14 protein-coding genes are annotated in these 19,247 nt (G+C 43.2%); 6 read left to right on the top strand and 8 right to left on the bottom strand.

Annotation, left to right across the window (positions count from 1 at the left end):
* Nucleotides 1-109 precede the first annotated feature (109 nt).
* Nucleotides 110-1,783: a beta-N-acetylhexosaminidase gene (locus ACT3ID_RS11945; RefSeq protein WP_491542273.1), complete on the top strand. Its 1,674-nt coding sequence runs from the start codon at nt 110-112 to the stop codon at nt 1,781-1,783.
* 715 nt (nt 1,784-2,498) lie between these two features.
* Here the strand turns inward: ACT3ID_RS11945 and ACT3ID_RS11940 are convergent.
* The 4 genes from ACT3ID_RS11940 to rsmA form a co-directional block, all read right to left on the bottom strand.
* Nucleotides 2,499-4,355, bottom strand: a complete 1,857-nt coding sequence (locus tag ACT3ID_RS11940; RefSeq protein WP_491542272.1) for an outer membrane protein assembly factor BamB family protein — start codon at nt 4,353-4,355, stop codon at nt 2,499-2,501.
* A gap of 152 nt (nt 4,356-4,507) precedes the next feature.
* Complete coding sequence (gene groL, locus ACT3ID_RS11935) at nt 4,508-6,184, bottom strand: chaperonin GroEL (RefSeq protein ID WP_491542271.1); 1,677 nt, start codon at nt 6,182-6,184, stop codon at nt 4,508-4,510.
* Between the two features lie 56 nt (nt 6,185-6,240).
* On the bottom strand, nt 6,241-6,534 hold the full coding sequence (gene groES, locus ACT3ID_RS11930) for a co-chaperone GroES (RefSeq protein ID WP_491542270.1): 294 nt from the start codon (nt 6,532-6,534) through the stop codon (nt 6,241-6,243).
* Between the two features lie 254 nt (nt 6,535-6,788).
* Nucleotides 6,789-7,565 carry a 16S rRNA (adenine(1518)-N(6)/adenine(1519)-N(6))-dimethyltransferase RsmA gene (rsmA, locus tag ACT3ID_RS11925; protein WP_491542269.1) on the bottom strand — a complete coding sequence of 259 codons (777 nt, stop codon included), beginning with the start codon at nt 7,563-7,565 and terminating at the stop codon, nt 6,789-6,791.
* A 163-nt stretch (nt 7,566-7,728) separates the two neighbouring features.
* Between rsmA and ACT3ID_RS11920 the strand changes: the two genes are divergently transcribed.
* Together ACT3ID_RS11920 and ACT3ID_RS11915 are read left to right on the top strand one after the other, a co-directional pair.
* Nucleotides 7,729-8,943, top strand: a complete 1,215-nt coding sequence (locus ACT3ID_RS11920) for an alanine dehydrogenase (RefSeq protein WP_491542268.1) — start codon at nt 7,729-7,731, stop codon at nt 8,941-8,943.
* Nucleotides 8,944-9,270: 327 nt separating this feature from the next.
* The gene (locus ACT3ID_RS11915; protein ID WP_491542267.1) at nt 9,271-9,699 is read left to right on the top strand and encodes a hypothetical protein; all 429 of its coding nucleotides are present in this window, start codon (nt 9,271-9,273) and stop codon (nt 9,697-9,699) included.
* Between the two features lie 185 nt (nt 9,700-9,884).
* Here ACT3ID_RS11915 and acs read toward each other — a convergent pair whose 3' ends face one another.
* From acs to ACT3ID_RS11900, 3 genes are all read right to left on the bottom strand, one after another.
* Nucleotides 9,885-11,786 carry an acetate--CoA ligase gene (gene acs, locus ACT3ID_RS11910; protein ID WP_491542266.1) on the bottom strand — a complete coding sequence of 634 codons (1,902 nt, stop codon included), beginning with the start codon at nt 11,784-11,786 and terminating at the stop codon, nt 9,885-9,887.
* Between the two features lie 83 nt (nt 11,787-11,869).
* The gene (locus ACT3ID_RS11905) at nt 11,870-13,564 is read right to left on the bottom strand and encodes a sodium:solute symporter family protein (protein ID WP_491542265.1); all 1,695 of its coding nucleotides are present in this window, start codon (nt 13,562-13,564) and stop codon (nt 11,870-11,872) included.
* A gap of 84 nt (nt 13,565-13,648) precedes the next feature.
* Nucleotides 13,649-13,906, bottom strand: coding sequence for a DUF4212 domain-containing protein (locus tag ACT3ID_RS11900; RefSeq protein ID WP_491542264.1), 258 nt, complete (start codon nt 13,904-13,906; stop codon nt 13,649-13,651).
* Between the two features lie 336 nt (nt 13,907-14,242).
* On the opposite strand from ACT3ID_RS11900, the gene ACT3ID_RS11895 reads away from it, so the two are divergent.
* The gene (locus tag ACT3ID_RS11895) at nt 14,243-16,705 is read left to right on the top strand and encodes a ligase-associated DNA damage response DEXH box helicase (RefSeq protein ID WP_491542263.1); all 2,463 of its coding nucleotides are present in this window, start codon (nt 14,243-14,245) and stop codon (nt 16,703-16,705) included.
* 476 nt (nt 16,706-17,181) lie between these two features.
* Nucleotides 17,182-17,850 carry a ligase-associated DNA damage response endonuclease PdeM gene (gene pdeM, locus ACT3ID_RS11890; protein ID WP_491542262.1) on the top strand — a complete coding sequence of 223 codons (669 nt, stop codon included), beginning with the start codon at nt 17,182-17,184 and terminating at the stop codon, nt 17,848-17,850.
* Nucleotides 17,851-18,021: 171 nt separating this feature from the next.
* Here the strand turns inward: pdeM and ACT3ID_RS11885 are convergent, their stop codons facing one another.
* Nucleotides 18,022-18,588 (bottom strand): RNA polymerase sigma factor, encoded by a 567-nt coding sequence (locus ACT3ID_RS11885; RefSeq protein ID WP_491542261.1) that lies wholly within the window; start codon nt 18,586-18,588, stop codon nt 18,022-18,024.
* A 448-nt stretch (nt 18,589-19,036) separates the two neighbouring features.
* Here ACT3ID_RS11885 and ACT3ID_RS11880 point away from each other — a divergent pair, with 448 nt between their 5' ends.
* A complete protein-coding gene (locus ACT3ID_RS11880) occupies nt 19,037-19,231 on the top strand; it encodes a hypothetical protein (protein ID WP_491542260.1) in 195 nt (64 codons plus the stop codon).
* Nucleotides 19,232-19,247: the final 16 nt, after the last annotated feature.

The raw sequence follows: 19,247 nt of genomic DNA, 5'->3' as shown, positions 1-19,247 counted from the left end.
AAATCAATAGCTGTTCACCGCTTTTTAATAGCTTTTAAAAATCTCTTTACAAAGTTCCAGCATTTTTCCTAATGTAGATGCGAGTTTAACACAAAACCATATCCTCTGTATGAAACATATTGCATCACCTTTATTACTGATCATCTTAACATTAATGAACTGCTCAAAAGCAGACCCAGACCGACAGAAAGCCCCTTCTGTCATACCAGAGCCTGTTCATATGCAGGTTCATGATGGCTCGTTTGTCATAGACAGAGAAACAAGGATTGTTCTCAAAGATGACCAAGAGGATATTACCAATATTGGCACCCAGCTTAAACACGAGATTAATTCTGGAATCGGTTCCAATATTGAAATTTTCTATGAAAGTAATGGTTCTCCTGCCGAAAATGTCATCAGCTTTTCTATTGAAGATTCCGAGACTTTTGAAAATCCAGAGGGATATAAACTGAAGGTCGACCCCCAAAAAGTATCTGTTAAAGCATCCAATCCTGCAGGTCTTTTTTATGGAATGCAAACACTGCTCCAACTGATGCCGTCCCAAATTTACCAGTCGGATTACACGTTGGTCCCGCAAAATACAGAATGGAAAATTCCCAGCGTTGAAATTCGTGATTATCCACGGTTCGAATATCGCGGCATGCATCTGGATGTCGGCCGTCACTTTTTCCCGGTTGAATTCATCAAAAAGTATATCGACCTGATGGCAATGCACAAGATGAATCGTTTTCACTGGCATTTGACTGAAGATCAGGGCTGGCGGCTTGAAATTCAGCAGTATCCCAAACTCACAGAGGTCGGGGGCTGGCGTGACTCTACACTGATTGGCCATTACGGATCTGACATTTATGACGGTAAAGAGTATGGTGGATATTATACACAAGATGAGGTACGTGAAATTGTGGAATATGCCCGGCAGCGGCATATCACTGTTATTCCCGAAATTGAGATGCCGGGTCACGCTTCAGCAGCGCTGGCAGCATATCCCGAATATGGCTGTGTAGAAGATAAAGATTATCAAGTGAAGACGACCTGGGGAATATTTGAGGATATTTACTGCCCCAGTGAGCAGACGTTCATATTCCTAGAAAATATACTTGTAGAAGTCCTGGAACTTTTCCCCGGGGAATATATCCATATTGGCGGAGATGAAGCACCGAAAAAGCAATGGGAAGAAAGCGAACTGGCCCAACAGGTTATTGAAAGAGAGGGACTAAAAAATGAAGAAGAACTACAAAGTTATTTCATCACCCGTATTGAACAGTTTCTTAATGAAAACGGACGGCAAATTATCGGCTGGGATGAGATTCTTGAAGGGGGACTGGCACCCAATGCAACGGTTATGAGCTGGCGCGGAATGGAGGGCGGAATCGAAGCGGCCAAACAAGAACATGACGTTATTATGACGCCGACAAGTCACGTATATCTGGATTATTATCAGGCTGATGAAGAATCAGAACCGCTGGCTATCGGCGGATTTTCGCCACTCAAAGAGGTCTATAACTTTGAACCTGTACCGGATGCTTTAACGGATGAAGAATCGCAGTTTGTTATAGGAGCACAGGGAAATGTCTGGACCGAATATATGCACAGCGGTGACAAAGTAGAATATATGGCTTATCCCCGTGCCTCGGCTATTGCTGAAGTTACATGGTCCCCGAAATCAAAACGCAACTGGACCGATTTCTGGCGGCGCATGCAAACACACTTTGAGCGATTCGATATTCTAAATGCCAATGCAGCTGAACATTACAGAGGTAAAATTCCTGTTTTTGATGAATAAATAGTGCTGCGATGTAGGGTGGTTTTTTACTTCAAACAATCCGTATCCGGTTTGGGACCAGCAAGCTGGAAAAATTATAAATCCGGCTTCCGCACACTATGACTGACTGTTGTGTTCATTTTTTGTCACCAAAAAACGAACCAAAAAAGTGTCCGGCTGAGAATGCTGTAACCGCTGTACCCTTCGGGTGGAATAATTTTGATGGTCCATTAACACCAGAGACAATTTCGTTGTTAATCGCCGGTACAAAATTATTCATTTCACCCTCTGGGCTCCGCACACCATTCGTTATGCCGGATGGACTAAAACCGTGACATTTTCAAGTAATCATCTTCCCTATAATGTTCGGGAGAGGATCTCAACAAACACTAATACAGGCTTTACTATCGGTGGGATAAGGATTTTCAGAATTTATGTTCTTGAGGCTCTGTTAGTAAGTACCTTTCATGGCAAAAATCTTACAAGACCCTTAATCCTGGCCATCCTGATTCAATATGCATATTCCGCACCGGAGGTACGGAACGAGGAGAAGCTTAAGTTGTTAGAAGCTCTACTGCCGACCCAACGGAACGCGGGATTTCAAATCACGCACTACTAATATTCCCTCCTCTTGAATCTTAGCCTGATGAAGAAAACTGCTGAAAAATAAAAAAGCCCCACCTCCGATAACATTCGGAAAGTGGGGCTTAGAAATTAGAAACCAAGGTTCTAATCTTTAATACACCTGATAGCTGGTTATGCCGTGTTCTGTCAACGTAATAAGCTGTTTAAAATCTTGAGTCGGATGATAGCCATTCGTCCCAAGTTTACCGTGCTTCTTTCCATCGGGAGGCGTAAGCGAAAAGCTGGTGATCTCCGACGGATTATTTAGGTTAAAAACATAAACATTTTGTTTGCCGGAAAGAACACGTTTGGATTTTGTTACCAAAAACCGATCGTCGGTTTCAAAATTAACTAACTTCCCTTCAAACGAACGACTGTATAATACCTTAAGGTCAGACTTATCTGCTACAACCACTCCTTCAAAGCCAATGACAACAATACTATTTCCAGCTTCGTAGATATATTTGGCTTCGCCCAGATCATAATCAGAATATGTAGAATCAATAAGTGTGTTCCCGTTATTCAGGTCAAATTTGTAGAGAGATTCTCCCCCGGCAGCCCAACCTACATTATCTTTATAGATTACATTCGTCACATGATCCTCAAATGGAGCTGTCAACTTCCAGGATAACTCACCGTCCCTTTTGGAGAAGGCATAAAATCCCAAATCTTTAACGTTACCAACAATATTCGATACATTTCCGGACATGGTATCAGGCAATGAGGATGACAATCGAATAACGATATCATCTTCTGTTAAATGCATCTGACGTATATCAGGTGTGCTTTCCAACGTAGTTTTCCAAATAGGTTCTCCCGTTGTAAAATCAACCTTTTGCAGTTCTTTATCGGGTACTCCCACGGCTTTAACTTCTACAGGATTCACAGCATATACTGCCTCGGTATCGAATATCGGAGCTGCTGTCTCAGGTGTTTCCATGAGATTGTATTCTGTTGTAAAACTTGCCAATTTAGTGTCACCTTCGAGTTTTCCATCCCGAGTGCCAAATATCCGGCGGCCATCCGCAAAGTCAAAAAACTCCGCTGAACCACCATAAAAATTCAGATGTACCATTTCATTTACTTTGGCAATACTTTTCACCTGTTCACTGCGTCCTTCATAATCTGACTGCCAAACTACTTCACCAGTTTCCGCATCGACAAGCAAAACTTGTTTAAATGATTGTTCTTCATCAGCATTTTCCAATATATCTTTCAGACCGCTCATGCTAGTGGTTATTAGTAACTGATCAGTATCAGGCAAATAATCAACTGCTGCTATTCCCGTACCATCTATCTCTGTATTCTCCCACAAAACCTCTCCGGATGGTTGCTCAATCAGATGCAATTTCTCAACAGTTCGAAATAAAAAGGCGTCCTTTTCAGGAACTTCCTTAATCATGCTTTCAATCAAACGTGTTTGCAAAGCTACCGCAGACATTCCTTTGGCACCAACAGATCCTTGCAGCAAATTGTTAACCGCGATGTTAGCCACATCTTTATACTTGTCTAAATTCCACACATAAGATGTTGATGTCCAACCCTCCTCTCCGGTTTCTAAATCAATACTCCGAACTTCATCTTCTTCCTCTACACGGTTGAACAGCAGAATTGAATTTAACCCCGGAAGCTCTTTATGAAAATATTTTAGATCAACCCGCTGACTTAATAATAAATCTTCTTTGACTTGCTCTTTATATGTCCGGCCAATTTCAGAAAAGAACCCCCCTCTTTCACGAATGTCGTTTTCTATAACACGTCCGTTTGAACCATCGAGCATGATCATATCTTCTTTATTCTGGACAATGATATGATCTGATTGGGTAACTTGGGCACTATTAAATGAATCCCAATTTACACTATAACTCCAGCCTTGTGGAATTGTAGCAGTCTTAGTTGAGGCGCAGTAGCTAAGAAATAGTATTACCCCTACCAACAAAAAGCCATTAGTATATTTCTTCTTTTTCATCTTGAAAATATGATCTGTTAATATTGCGGTGTTCGTATATATATGCGAAAGGAATCAGATAAACAGATCATACCAAATAAAAAAGCCTCATCCCGAATTATCGGGATGAGGCTCTCATAATTAGCTAACGTAAGGCGTCAGCGAAGATGGGTTTACATCATTCCACCCATTCCGCCCATTCCGCCCATACCGCCCGGCATACCGCCGCCAGGACCAGCAGGACCATCATCATCATCGTCATCGCCTTTAGAAGGCTTATCAGAGATGATGGCTTCGGTTGTCAGCATCAAGCCGGCAACAGAAGCTGCATTTTCAAGCGCCGTACGCGTTACTTTTGTAGGATCGATAACGCCGGCTTCGATCAGATCCTCATACTTCTCAGTTCGAGCATTGTATCCGAAGCCTCCTTCGCCGTCAAGAACCTTCTGTACAACGATTGAACCTTCTGCACCAGCGTTATTAGCGATAATTCGCAGCGGCTCTTCAAGTGCTCTGTGGACGATATCGAAACCAACTTCCTGATCGGGGGTTTCGCCTTTCAGATCTTCAAGCACTTTTCGAGCACGGAGCAGCGCAACGCCACCACCGGCTACGATTCCTTCTTCAACAGCAGCGCGGGTAGCATGCAGCGCATCTTCAACACGAGCTTTCTTCTCTTTCATTTCTACTTCAGAAGCAGCTCCGATGTTGAGTACTGCAACGCCGCCGCTCAGCTTAGCAAGACGTTCTTGCAGCTTCTCACGATCATAATCAGAAGTGCTGGACTCAATTTGTCCTTTAATCTGATTTACGCGGGCTTTGATATCATCATCTTTACCCTGACCGCCAACGATTGTGGTGTCATCTTTTGTGATGTTCACACGATCTGCGGTACCAAGGAAGTCAAGCGTAGCATTCTCAAGCTTGTATCCGCGCTCTTCAGAGATAACAGTACCGTCAGTTAAGATCGCGATGTCTTCCAACATCTGCTTACGACGATCACCGAATCCTGGCGCTTTAACAGCTGCAATCTTGAGCGATCCGCGCAGCTTATTAACAACCAAAGTAGCCAGTGCTTCGCCTTCGATATCTTCGGCGATGATCAGCAGCGGCTTACCGGTTTGAATTACTTTTTCAAGAATTGGAAGCAGATCCTTCATATTCGAGATCTTGCTGTCGAAAATCAGGATGTGCGGCTCTTCCAATTCAGCAACCATATTTTCGGAATCCGTCACGAAATAAGGCGACAGATATCCGCGGTCGAACTGCATACCTTCAACCGTTTCGAGATAGGTTTCAGTACCTTTGGCTTCTTCTACGGTAATTACACCGTCTTGGCCGACTTTTTCCATTGCGTCAGCAATATTTTGGCCAATCTCTTCATCGCCGTTGGCAGAAATAGAACCAATTTGCTTAATGCTCTCAAGGCTGTCACCAACAGGCTGACTTGTTTTGCGAAGCTCCTCAACGACAGCTTTAACTGCTGTGTCGATGCCGCGCTTCAATTCCATCGGATTCGCTCCGGCAGTCACATTTTTCAGGCCGGTTTGAATGATGGATTGTGCTAATACAGTAGCAGTGGTCGTTCCGTCGCCAGCATTATCACTGGTTTTAGAAGCAACTTCCTTCACCATCTGAGCGCCCATATTTTCCCGCTTGTTGGACAGCTCAATTTCTTTTGCTACTGTAACGCCGTCTTTTGTAACGGTCGGCGATCCGAATGATTTTTCAATTACTACGTTTCGTCCACGCGGTCCCAAAGTGACCTTGACAGCATTCGCAAGCTTGTCAACGCCTTTCTTGAGAGCATCGCGCGCTTCCATATCGTAATGAACTAGTTTTGCAGACATATTGTCTTCTAATTTTTTATGAGTTTATAGTTTAAAATTTTTGAGCAATGATATGCTTATTCAACAATTCCCAAAATGTCGGATTCACGCATGATCAAATACTCTTCACCATCAAGCGTGACTTCAGTGCCGGAATACTTTCCATAAAGCACTTTGTCGCCTTCATTCACCGACATTTCAATTTTACTGCCGTTTTCTACTTTGCCCGGTCCTGCCGCAACAACGGTGCCTTCCTGCGGCTTTTCTTTTGCCGAGTCAGGAATGATAATTCCAGATTCCGTTTTTTCTTCAGCAGGTGCCGGCTGAACCAAAACGCGATCACTTAACGGTTTGATTTTAGATTTAGCCATATGTATGACTCCTAGATTTGAGTTATTAATTGAAGTTGAAATTATTTGAGTTCAGCAAAAATGCTGGAAATACTTTTTGAATCAGTTATAAAAACTGTACTTCATTTTTAGGTACTAAGGTGAGCAAGTACCATACCAAACTTTTCGAGAATGTCAGATTTATCGCCAAATAAGCCTTTAGATGTAGTAAACGCCAAATGATAAGATATTTCCCTACTACTTCTTTTAAACCTGCTTTTCAGATAGTCGAAATTTCAGGTCAAAATGCCATCTTCCTTCAGGCGTGCTGTCAACTTTTCATACATGGGTGGCTTCCAGGCTTCGGCTCGTTTATCGAAATCAAATCCATCGGGCAACTGATCTTTGGCAACGAGCGGTTTTAAAGCGTTACTTAACTTTTTTCTTCGCTGGTTAAAAGCCGTTCTTACCACCTTCTTCAGATCTTGATCACTGCACTGCAAGTCTGGTTTATCAAAGGTTAATTTCACTACAGCACTCTCTACGTTGGGCTGGGGACGAAAACAGTGACGCGAAACAGGAAACAGAATTTCAGGTGTACACATCAGCTGTGTTTGAACACTCAAGATTCCATAATCTTTAGTCCGGATATCAGAAACAAGACGCTCCGCAACCTCTTTCTGCATCATCAAAAGTGCATCAGAAAGCAGCCGGCGATTTTCGAGTAGGGAGAATAATATTTGGCTGGTGATATAGTACGGAAGATTTCCCACCACATGAGTTTTTCCTTTTCCAATTGATAAAGATTGCCAATCAGCATCTAATACATTTTCATGGTGAATCTCTAAATCATCAAATTTATGATTTAGTACCTCAATGGCCCGCTCATCCAGCTCCACAACAAGCAGATCTTCAAAACGTTCTACCAGAGCTCCAGTAAGTGCACCAGTTCCAGCACCTATTTCTATTACGCGATCACCTTCGCGGGCTGGTATTGCATCTGCAATTTTTTGTATGATATTATCATCTGTCAGAAAATGCTGTCCTAAACTTTTTTTAGGTCTAATACTCATAAATTTATGGAAAATTTAACCTGCTGGATTTTACAAAAACAAAACATATTCTTATTTGAAGGATACTCTGCAAATTATTCAGTGATTAAATTGAGGTTTTGCTTAGCGTCTACAGGTAGATTAAATTATCCTTAATAATCCAATTTCAGAAAAATAATATTATATGGATATCAATCCGTTGGAAACTGAAAAAATGGGCATTCAGACGCTGGAAAAGCGGCTGATGAAATCCGAATCCAATATTTCCCTAAAGATAGGGTTACCAAGGGAAGTCTCCAATGATGAACGGCGCATTTGTCTGACACCCGGTGGAGTATCTGTACTCGTATCAAACGGCCACGAAGTGTTTATTGAGCAAGATGCGGGAGCAGAAGCTAATTTTACCAATGATGAATTTGCCGATGCTGGTGCTGAAATCGCCCTCAGTATTGAGGAGGTGTATAATAAGTCCGACATGGTCGTCAAAGTCGCCCCGCCTACCGAATCAGAATTAGAACTTCTGGAACACAAACATACACTGCTCTCTGCGCTGCACCTGGGTAATGCTACAGAAGAATTTATTGACACGCTTATAGAAAAGGCAATTACGGCTATCGGCTTTGAGTTTATAAAAGGCGAAGACAAAGAATTCCCGATAGTACGTATGATGCATGAAATTACGGGTTCTATGTCCGTACAAATCGGTGCTCATTATCTGGAAAAATCCGAAGGCGGGCAGGGTATAATGCTTGGCGGTATTTCTGGGATTCCTCCTGCCACTGTCGTGATTCTTGGCGCCGGTATTACTGCCGAATACGCAGCCCGCACTGCCCTGGGATACGGTGCCCAGGTTTTTGTTATGGATAATGAATTAGCCCGGCTCCGTCATCTCGAAAATGCCCTGGATCGGCGGATTATCACATCTACTGCTAATTACCAGTACCTGTCATCTGCTTTGCAATATGCCGATGTTCTGATCGGCGCTGCTATGTTTGAGGGAGAACGAGCTCCGTGCCTGGTGACTGAGCCAATGGTTTCTTCAATGAAACCGGGAAGCGTTATTGTGGACACGGTTATTGACCAGGGAGGATGTATCGCCACCAGCAAAGCGACCACTCATTCGCATCCTACCTACTTGGCCCATGATGTGATCCACTATTGTGTACCCAATATTCCATCGAATGTAGCTCGTACGGCAACCTATGCGCTGAATAATGTAATCGTGCCTTACCTACTGGCCATTGGCGATGCGGGAGGTATCAAAGAGTGTTTATGGACTAATACGGCTCTTCGAAACGGCACCTATGTTTATAAAAAGCATCTGACCAAGAAATCTCTTTCCAAGATTTTTGATATGCCATATCGCGAAATTGAAATGCTCATTGCCAGCCAAATTTAATGGAGTTAAATAAACCAGCTAAAATTGTATTGGGAGTCTTAACACTGTTTCCACTGCTTCTTGCTGCCGGCACATTCCTTTTTGCACTCTATCACTTTGCCTCTTTTTTATTTCTTAATGATCCAAGTATGCCTATGCAATTTTTTTCCTACCTGGCATATATACTTCCCTACACCTTCTTGTTTTTTCTACTTTACCTGGGATTGGTCATTTTCTATCTGATCCACACTGTGCAGAATCAGCATTTAGATACTGAAAAACGCTTTTTGTGGATTACTGTTCTATTATTCCTGAATGGAATTTCTATGCCTCTGTATTGGTACATTCATGTTTGGAAAGAAAAGGAATCTGCTCATCCACATTCAAAATCATCTTTCAATACTGGATATGAATCAGGAACTAAACCCCGGCAATTTTAAACGGATTTGCATCCTAAACTGGCTGCTGAGTTTACCTTTCTTTTTGCTCTTTTCATGGCCCTACCTGTATATAGCTGAATTTGCAAATATTGAAAAAACGATTGCTTATACAGGATGTATTTTCTTTTCTGTTCCTTTTATGATAACAATCCTTCACGGACATGTAACGTTAGCACTGGGAGAGGCGCATCGCCATCACTATTACGATTGGCTGGAGGATAAACCTTTAACATACGGACTACTTTTTCATCCTGTAATGATGAGCACTCGATTTCGCCTGATACTACTGGTGGTGAGCTTTCTACTTTTTATTACGGGATTACTACTACAGATTTAGTTCCTTACTTCTCTTCACTCAGCAGAATTTCCTCTGCGTTCTTCGTGGATCCCTTCGTGAAACTCTGCGGTTATTTCACTCAAAATATTTACTAACCGCAGAGGTAATCAGAGGAAGTCGCAGAGTTACACAGAAATAATATTGTTAAGCCTCCGCGCAACTCTGCGGTTAAACAAAATAAAACACTAATAAGCAGTACCGCCTTTAATTTCATCAACCACCTCGGGGTCAACAAGTGTGGAAGTATCACCCATATCATCGGTTTCACCGGCGGCTATTTTCCGCAGGATACGACGCATTATTTTGCCAGATCGGGTTTTTGGAAGTCCCTCTACTACCTGCACTTTATCCGGCTTTGCAATAGGACTGATAATCTGGGATACGAGGTCGTGGATTTCAGTTTTAAATGTCTCCGGATCAGAGACGCCATCTTCGCACGTCATAAAAGCAAAGATCCCCTCTCCTTTTACATCATGCGGATAGCCAACGATAGCAGCCTCTACCACTTTGGGATGCTCATCAATGGCATTCTCGATTTCGGCAGTTCCCAGTCGGTGTCCCGAAACATTCAACACATCATCAACCCGACCGGTAATACGATAGTAACCATCTTCATCACGGCGACAGCCATCACCAGTAAAGTAATATCCCGGATATTTGTTGAAATACGTATTCATATAGCGCTCCTGATCACCCCACACGCCGCGGGTTATACCGGGCCACGGCTGCTTGATGACCAAGTCACCCTGCACGCCATTACCTTCAACTTCCTCCTTTGTTTCATCATCCATTAACGCAGGTTCAACCCCTGGAAGCGGCAAGGTTGCAAATCCAGGCTTTGTAGGTGTAACACCGGCAATGGGTGAAATCATAATACCGCCGGTTTCGGTCTGCCACCAGGTATCGACAATAGGACAGTTTTCATTTCCTATCTCCTCGTTGTACCAGTGCCAGGCTTCCTCATTAATCGGTTCGCCGACCGTACCCAGCACTTCAAGAGAACTTAAATCGTGCTCTTTAACATATTTAATATTCTCTTTCATCAGTGCGCGAATAGCCGTCGGCGAAGTATAAAAATGGGTTACATCATACTTATCGCACACGGCCCAAAGCCTTCCGGGATCGGGATACATCGGCGTACTTTCAAAAATGATTCCCGTAATTCCATTCAACAGCGGACCGTAAATAATATAGGAATGCCCGGTAATCCAGCCCGCATCAGCCGTACACCAGTACACATCATCACGACCAACCTGAAATACATTTTTCAACGTATAGCTGACATAGGTCATATATCCGCCACAGGTATGAAGCTGACCTTTGGGCTTACCGGTTGATCCCGATGTATAGAGAATAAAGAGCGGGTCTTCGGCATCCATCTCAACGGCTTCGTGATCGGCGGATGCGTCGGCCATTAGATCGTGCCACCATTCATCACGTCCTTCTACCCAGTTGATATCATTCTTAGTCCGCTCACAGACTATCACATTTTCAATTGTAGAACAGTCTTCAAGAGCTTTGTCCGAAATTTCTTTCAGCGGTACCAGTTTAGTGCCACGCTGAAGTCCGTCATTGGTAATCAGCATCTTGGCGTCGCAGTCCTGAATACGTTCGGCCAGCGACTGGGCAGAAAATCCCGCAAAAACAATAGAATGTACTGCGCCAACGCGAGCACAGGCCAGCGTTGCAATGGCAATCTCCGGCGTCATAGCCATATAAATAGCCACACGATCACCTTTCCCAATTCCTTTTGATTCCAGCACATTGGCAAATTTACAGACCTCTTTGTGAAGTTCACTGTACGTCAATGATCGCGGTCCCTCTTCAGGATCATTCGCCTCGAAATGAAAAGCTACTTTGTCCCCGATTTCATCCAGATGACGGTCGAGGCAATTTTCTGTGATATTCAGTTTACCCCCTTCAAACCACTTAATATTTCCTTCTTCAAAACTGCCGCTGTGAATATTATCCCACTTTTTATGCCAGTCAAATGTCTCAGCATAATCCGCCCAAAAACCCTCTCGGTCTTTTACACTTTTACTATATTCTTCTTGATATTCGTCAAATGATGTGATCTGGAATCCCATATCTAAATGTGCTTTAATTACTGTTAATCCATTTAGTACAGCTGTGTTTTATAATAACTAATTTTGCATTTTCTTTTAAATAATTATTCACTGGAAGCCCTTCCCGATTCAGCCGGATATCGAATCTTTTCGACCATTTCCTGCACTTCATGAGGTGGTTTTGCTGTCAATCGCGAAACAACTACGGCTATCACAAGGTTGACGACCATGGCAATGGTTCCGAAGCCTTCGGGAGATATACCCCACCACCAATCTTCCGATGTGCCGCCGCCAAAACCTCCGAGCTTATATTTAATCATGTAGAAAAGCATCAGAACAATGCCTACGATCATCCCCGTAATAGCTCCCTGCCGATTCATGCGCTTATCAAAAATACCCAGGATGATAGCCGGGAAAAATGAGGCTGCCGCCAAACCAAATGCCAGGGCTACCGTAGCCGCCACAAAGCCGGGTGGATTAATGCCGAAATACCCTGCCACCAGCACTGCAAATCCAGCCGCGACTCGCGCCCAGATCAGCTCTCCCTTATCCGTTATCTTTGGATAAATCTGCTTTTTGATGAGGTCGTGTGATATACTGGTTGAAATAACCAGTAGTAATCCCGCTGCAGTAGAGAGCGCAGCTGCCAGTCCACCTGCGGCCACGAGTGCGATCACCCAGTTCGGCAGATCAGCAATTTCCGGATTGGCCAGCACCATAATATCCTGATCAATCGTAAGCTCGTTCCGATCTTCATCAGCCACATAGCTGATAATTCCGTCATCGTTTTTATCCTCAAAATCGATTAAACCGGTCGTCTCCCAGTTGTTAAACCACTCCGGCACTTCGCTGTACTCTTCACTTGAGACAGTTTCAATAAGATTTACACGTGCAAAAGCGGAAATAGCGGGGGCGGTCGTATAAAGAATAGCAATAAAAAGAAGCGCATATCCCACCGATTTTCGGGCATCTCTCACTTTGGGAACGGTGAAAAAACGGACGATTACATGCGGTAATCCGGCCGTTCCGACCATCAATGCAAAAGTAATAGCAAAAACATCGAGCGTGGATTTTGAACCTGAGGTATATTCTGCAAAGCCGAGCTCTACATTCAGCTGGTTGAGTTTATCCAGCAGATAAGTATTAGAACCGTCGGCCAGCGTGCTTCCAAATCCAATCTGTGGCAAAAATACATCCGTAAGCTGTAACGAGATAAAAAAGGCGGGCACCATATAAGCGAAAATCAAAATGCAATACTGTGCCACCTGTGTGTAAGTGATCCCTTTCATTCCGCCAAGTACCGCATAGAAAAAGACGATGCACATTCCGATAAGTACACCCATATTAATCGGCACTTCCAGGAAGCGCGCAAAAACAACCCCCACGCCACGCATCTGTCCCGCAACGTAGGTAAACGAAACGATAATGGCGCAAATAACAGCCACTGTTCGCGCCCAGTTGGAGTAATAACGATCACCGATAAAATCAGGAACCGTAAATTTACCAAATTTTCGAAGGTAGGGTGCTAACAACAAAGCCAAAAGCACATATCCGCCGGTCCATCCCATCAAGTAAACCGCACCGTCATATCCCATAAAAGAGATCAATCCCGCCATGGAAATAAAAGATGCGGCTGACATCCAGTCGGCGGCGGTGGCCATACCATTTGCAAAAGGAGAAACTTTATTGCCCGCAATATAGAAATCGCTGGTCGATCCCGCCCGCGACCACACCGCTATGCCGATGTAAACTGCAAAGGTTATACCTACTAACAAATACGTCCATGCCTGAATGCCCATGCTTTTTTGATAATTGAATTATTGAATTACTGAGTTACTGATTTGTTGAATTATTGATTTTCTGGCCTGGCCAATGCGTAAATATTAATCCTCATGTACATCAAATCTTTTGTCGAGGCGGTTCATGAGCCATACATACACGAAGATGAGCACCACAAATACATAGATCGACCCTTGCTGGGCAAACCAGAAACCCAGTTCGAATCCGGCAATTTTAATTTGATTCAACTCGTCCACAAGCAGAATTCCAAAGACATACGACACCAAAAACCAGATTGCCAATAAAATACTGACGTAGGTGAGATTCGCACGCCAATAAGCTTTTCGATTTTCTTTCTCCATACGTCCATCACCAATCCTTTTTATAATTATATCCTATTCCAACTAAAATTTTTTTTGTTGATAATCAAGTTGATACCAGATCTAATGTCTTTCTACAATTTTAAATTCTTAACCGCAGAGGAAAACAGGTAATCGCAGAGTCACTACAGAGTTTCTCGTTGCCCTCTATGGATCCATCTGTATAACTCTGTGGCAAGGAATAACAAGTTAAACAGAGATAGGCACTGAGTTACACCAGTCGAATTCTTCTTTCTTAATGTGCAGTTTAAAATCGCAAACTTCTTTTTCTGAATTTCCGTTACCTTTACTTGTATCTAAAAATCGTTGTATCACCAGATGGAAAGTATAGGACATCAAAAAATTGAAGAGTGGTTTCAGCAGCGGGGATGGCAGCCTTTCGACTATCAGCGAAAAGTTTGGAAAGCTGTACTAGCCGGTAAAAACGGGCTGCTGAATGCCCCAACCGGAAGCGGCAAAACCTATGCCCTGTGGATGCCTGTGCTTATCAACTGGATTGATGAGCACCCGGAAACTTACCAGGAACTTGCGGACAATGGTCTTCAGTTGTTGTGGATTACTCCCCTTCGCGCCCTGGCCCGGGACATTGAACAAGCCCTGCAACAGGTAGTTGATGATCTGGATATTCCCTGGCAGGTAGCCCGGCGCACCGGCGATATATCATCCTATCAAAAACAGAAGCTGAAAAAGCAGATGCCGGAAGTGCTGATCACCACACCCGAAAGTCTGCACATCTTGATGGCCCAAAAAGGATATAAGAATTATTTCTCAGATCTGGATACAATAGTCATTGATGAATGGCATGAACTAATGGGATCAAAACGCGGTACTCAAACGGAATTGGGGCTCTCGCGGCTCAAACACCTTCGTCCCGATTTATCGATCTGGGGCATCTCCGCAACCATCGGAAATCTGCAGGAAGCCCTGGACGTGCTGCTGGGTGCCGAGGCTCATAATCAGGATTCAGTTATCATTAAAGCCGATGTCGAGAAAAAATTAGAAGTACAGTCTGTACTGCCAGACGATGTTGAAAAGTTTCCATGGTCGGGACACTTGGGAACAAAACTCCTGCACAAGGTACTGCCAATTATCGAAAACAGCCGGTCTACGCTCATCTTTACCAATACCCGATCACAGTCCGAGGTGTGGTTTCAGAGGCTATTAGAAGCCAAACCGGAACTGGCCGGCACAATTGCGCTCCACCACGGATCACTCAGCAAAAAGATTCGACGGTGGGTTGAACAATCACTGCATGAAGACAGATTAAAAGCCGTTGTTTGTACATCCAGCCTTGATTTAGGCGTTGACTTTGCTCCGGTAGAGACGGTCGTCCAGGTCGGAAGTCCCAAAGGGGTAGCGCGCTTCTTACAGCGAGCCGGGCGAAGCGGGCACCAGCCGGGATCAACCAGTCGTATCTATTTTGTACCCACCAATGCGCTGGAATTGATCGAAGCCGCCGCACTTAAGACCGCGGCTACTCAAAAAGTAGCGCTGGAAAGCCGTGATCCTATCCTAAAACCTTATGATGTACTCGTTCAATATCTGATCACGCTAGCGGTTTCAGATGGATTTAAGCCCGATCAGCTGTATAAAGAGGTCAAAACCAGCTTTGCGTATCAGACACTCAACAAGAAAGAGTGGAAGTGGATCATGAATTTTATAACGACTGGCGGTCAGGCACTGACGGCATATGATGAATATTCCAAAGTCGTAGAAGAAGATGGACTCTATAAAGTGGTCGATAAAAAGATTAAGCGGCGTCACCGCATGTCGATTGGGACCATTGCCAGCGATACAATGATGAACGTCAAATATTTGAACGGGAGACGTTTGGGCAGCATCGAAGAATGGTTTATCGCATCTCTAAACCAAGGTGACAAATTCTGGTTTGCAGGACGTAGTCTGGAGCTGGTTCGGACCAAACAGATGACTGCTTATGTGCGGCGGGCTAATACATCCAAAGCAAAAGTGCCGAGCTGGATGGGCGGGCGCATGTCGTTATCCTCAAATATGAGTCAGATGCTGCGCCACAAATTACATCAGGCTATTGAGGGCTCCTCGGATGATGTGGAACTCGAAACCATCCAACCGATACTGGACGTGCAAAACAGGTGGTCTACGCTGCCGGATGAAGATGAGCTGGTAATCGAGCAGACGAAATCCCGCGAAGGCCATCATCTGTTTTTTTATCCCTTTGAAGGACGCTATGTACATGAGGGGATGTCGGCGCTGATTGCCTACCGCATTTCCCAGATTACTCCCATTACTTTTTCTATTGCAATGAATGACTACGGTTTTGAGCTTCTCTCGGATAAGGAAATTCCGATAAGAGAAGCTCTGCAAAATGATCTCTTTTCGGATGGGAATCTTATTGAAGATATCTTTTCCAGTCTGAATGATACCGAGCTGGCCAAACGGCGCTTCCGGGGAATTTGTCATATTGCAGGATTAATTTTTAAAGGTTTTCCTGGTCAACGTAAAGCCGGGCGCCATCTGCAATCTTCAGCAGGGTTATTTTTTGATGTATTTGATCAGTATGAACCTGATAATTTATTGTTGCAACAGGCCTACGATGAAGTACTTTCCTATCAGCTTGATGAAGTACGACTACGCAAAGCACTTAAGCGAATTCAATCTCAGCGAATTACGCTGAAGAAAACCGATCGATTTACGCCGTTCGCCTTCCCTATTATGGTGGATCGACTTCGTGAGCGGCTTAGCTCAGAAAAACTTGCAGACCGCGTACAACGAATGCAGCTGCAGCTCGAAAAGCATACTTAAGTTAATTACAGAGTTTTCACAGAAATGGATGGAAAATCTGCGCACCTCCGCGACTCCCTCTGTGTCCTCCGCGGTTAAAAAAGTGTAAATTTAGTAAACCGCAGAGTTGCGCAGAGGATGCCGCAGAGAATCTAAAGAGTGAATATATCAGCTCTGCGTAGCTCGGTGAATTCCTCTGAGACCCTCTGCGGTAGAAAATAATAGTGTGGTTAACCGCGGAGGGATACGCAGAGGGACCTTATCCGGAGGGAGAGAGATCAGAGCGAAACTCAAAAGTATCAGTCATAGATATAAAAAGCTGTACCCCGGGTACACAGAGAGACAAAAAATTACACGGAGGTTTCTCTGTGGTCCTCTGTGCCCCCTCGTGACACTTTGTATAATAAAGAACCATATCTACGGCAAGAGAAATTAGACCGCGCCTCCTCTGTTAATTTCTTTTGAATAGAGATCAGCGGTTTCATACATTCACAGCTATGTTTGAACACGCCAAAGTTTTTAATTTAAAACACCAGCGATTTTGGCTTCTGCCGGAAAAAGCAGTGTATTGGCAGAAGAAAAAAATGCTGTTAATAAGTGATCTCCATATTGGAAAGTCGGGACATTTCAGAAAAAATGGCATTCCTGTCCCAGATCAAATAAATGAAACAAATCTCAATTCTCTTGATCAAATCTTAGATAAAACATCTCCCGACCATCTGATCATTTTGGGAGATCTGTTTCACAGTGATATCAACAACGAATGGCAACAATTTGTCAAGTGGCGAAAACAGTATCGCCAACTTGAAGTAAGTCTGGTTATTGGGAATCATGACATTTTAGACAAGCAGAACTATCACGCAGGAATAATTAATGTTTTTAATAAGCTTTCTCTTGACCCTTTTTTATTAACACACGACATTAATCTATTTGAAGATCCTGCTGCATCAGATCATTACATTTTAAGTGGACATGTACATCCCGCCGTTAAGTTAACCGGTCCAGGACGACAGGCCATAAAACTACCCTGTTTTTATTTCGGAAAAGATTACGGAATTCTTCCTGCCTTTGGAGGATTTACTGGGACTGACGTGATAAAGCCTGGGAAAAAAGATAAAGTATTTGTAGTGGCAGATTCTCAAATCTTGTCTGCACGAAAAAGCTGAACTACTGAATGGACAAGAGCTAATATCTCTTAGAATTAACCGCAGAGTTACCCACAAAAGTACTTTTCTGTGGTAAGTTTTAACCGTGAACTACGCTAATATTTGCCGTGGAAGCAACAATAAAGTAACATCTCTGCGAAACCTGCGGTTTCCTCTGATTTCTCTGCGGTTCTACTGTTTCCATTTTCGCTTAAAGCAGTGGTGAAGACGACTTATAATCCGGGACTTCTTTGTCCGAACATTGGCTCCTGAAATATCAAAATGCGCGCTTGCTTCTTTGGTAGTGGCATCTGGTTTATCAATGAAATATTCAATAAACTTTCGTGATTTTTCACGCAGCTCATTGAGACAAGCCTCCAAAATCTTCTGTCGATCTTTATCCATTAGATTTTGCACCTGCTCAGCCGGGTCAACCAAATGCTCTTTATGATTTTCCATGGGGTTATTAAAGCGATGCTGCTCCTTAGAATAACGAAAATATTCATGACGACAGGCCCGGATCATATAACTAAAAATATATTTTTCCTCCTGAATATTATCCTTTCGTATCTGCTCATATACCTTGGTAAAAGCTTGTTGTACACATTCCTCAGCATCCTTTTCTTCGGCCCCTACAACTACCATTAAATAATCTTTAAGACGAGATAGTAATTCTTTTAGCAGTTCATTGGCCTTGCCCTCTTGTCGCTGCTGAAGAGCATAAACTAATTCTGAATAATCAACTTTAGAGTTACTCAAGATATTATGATCTCTTATTAGATGAGCTTTACCGATCCCGATTATTATACCAACTGTACCGTCTGTAGATTCTGTCTCTAATATAGGACTATTAAGTAATCAAGCAAATATCAGCATGAGGAATATATTAAAAAATTAAAATTTTTAAAGGTATGGATAATTACATTATTTGACTCTTGATGTTATTAATAACATCAAAATACAGTATAAATCTTTTATTTATAAGTCAAAATTACTATTAGGCTAATTTTTTAAGCCAATGTAATATTTGTTACAAATTAATTCCCGGGTCAACATCATAAGAAACCAGATTTTTTTGTAACAAAACATTCGCGAAACACTCTTGTAATCAAGAACCAGTATGTTCAAAATTCTCAGACTATTAATCCTGGGAGTATAAATCATACTAACGTTACAATTTATCATTCTAATAAAACCAAGGATCACTATGAAATCTCTCGCACATAAACTTATCGCTTTCACATTTGTTATCGCCATGGCCGCCGGTTGCGGCTCAGTCACCGACGCCGGACTCGAGACCCAGCCCGACCAGACCGAAATCGAGCAGCCAACACCACAGGCTGACAATACCGACTTCGGCACCGAATCGGACCAAGATCCGATCTATGACAAGCCTGAATAGCGCTCCAAAATTTCAT

The organism is Fodinibius sp. GM108 (genome assembly GCF_058386985.1).
This window is presented reverse-complemented; position numbering and strand designations above follow the sequence as displayed.

What these genes read in the sequence shown, in the direction of transcription:
- ACT3ID_RS11945 (WP_491542273.1), top strand. Translation starts at nt 110, where the DNA reads ATGAAACATATTGCATCACCTTTATTACTGATCATCTTAACATTAATG.
- ACT3ID_RS11940 (WP_491542272.1), bottom strand. Translation starts at nt 4,355, where the DNA reads ATGAAAAAGAAGAAATATACTAATGGCTTTTTGTTGGTAGGGGTAATA.
- groL (WP_491542271.1), bottom strand. Translation starts at nt 6,184, where the DNA reads ATGTCTGCAAAACTAGTTCATTACGATATGGAAGCGCGCGATGCTCTC.
- groES (WP_491542270.1), bottom strand. Translation starts at nt 6,534, where the DNA reads ATGGCTAAATCTAAAATCAAACCGTTAAGTGATCGCGTTTTGGTTCAG.
- rsmA (WP_491542269.1), bottom strand. Translation starts at nt 7,565, where the DNA reads ATGAGTATTAGACCTAAAAAAAGTTTAGGACAGCATTTTCTGACAGAT.
- ACT3ID_RS11920 (WP_491542268.1), top strand. Translation starts at nt 7,729, where the DNA reads ATGGATATCAATCCGTTGGAAACTGAAAAAATGGGCATTCAGACGCTG.
- ACT3ID_RS11915 (WP_491542267.1), top strand. Translation starts at nt 9,271, where the DNA reads ATGTTTGGAAAGAAAAGGAATCTGCTCATCCACATTCAAAATCATCTT.
- acs (WP_491542266.1), bottom strand. Translation starts at nt 11,786, where the DNA reads ATGGGATTCCAGATCACATCATTTGACGAATATCAAGAAGAATATAGT.
- ACT3ID_RS11905 (WP_491542265.1), bottom strand. Translation starts at nt 13,564, where the DNA reads ATGGGCATTCAGGCATGGACGTATTTGTTAGTAGGTATAACCTTTGCA.
- ACT3ID_RS11900 (WP_491542264.1), bottom strand. Translation starts at nt 13,906, where the DNA reads ATGGAGAAAGAAAATCGAAAAGCTTATTGGCGTGCGAATCTCACCTAC.
- ACT3ID_RS11895 (WP_491542263.1), top strand. Translation starts at nt 14,243, where the DNA reads ATGGAAAGTATAGGACATCAAAAAATTGAAGAGTGGTTTCAGCAGCGG.
- pdeM (WP_491542262.1), top strand. Translation starts at nt 17,182, where the DNA reads ATGTTTGAACACGCCAAAGTTTTTAATTTAAAACACCAGCGATTTTGG.
- ACT3ID_RS11880 (WP_491542260.1), top strand. Translation starts at nt 19,037, where the DNA reads ATGAAATCTCTCGCACATAAACTTATCGCTTTCACATTTGTTATCGCC.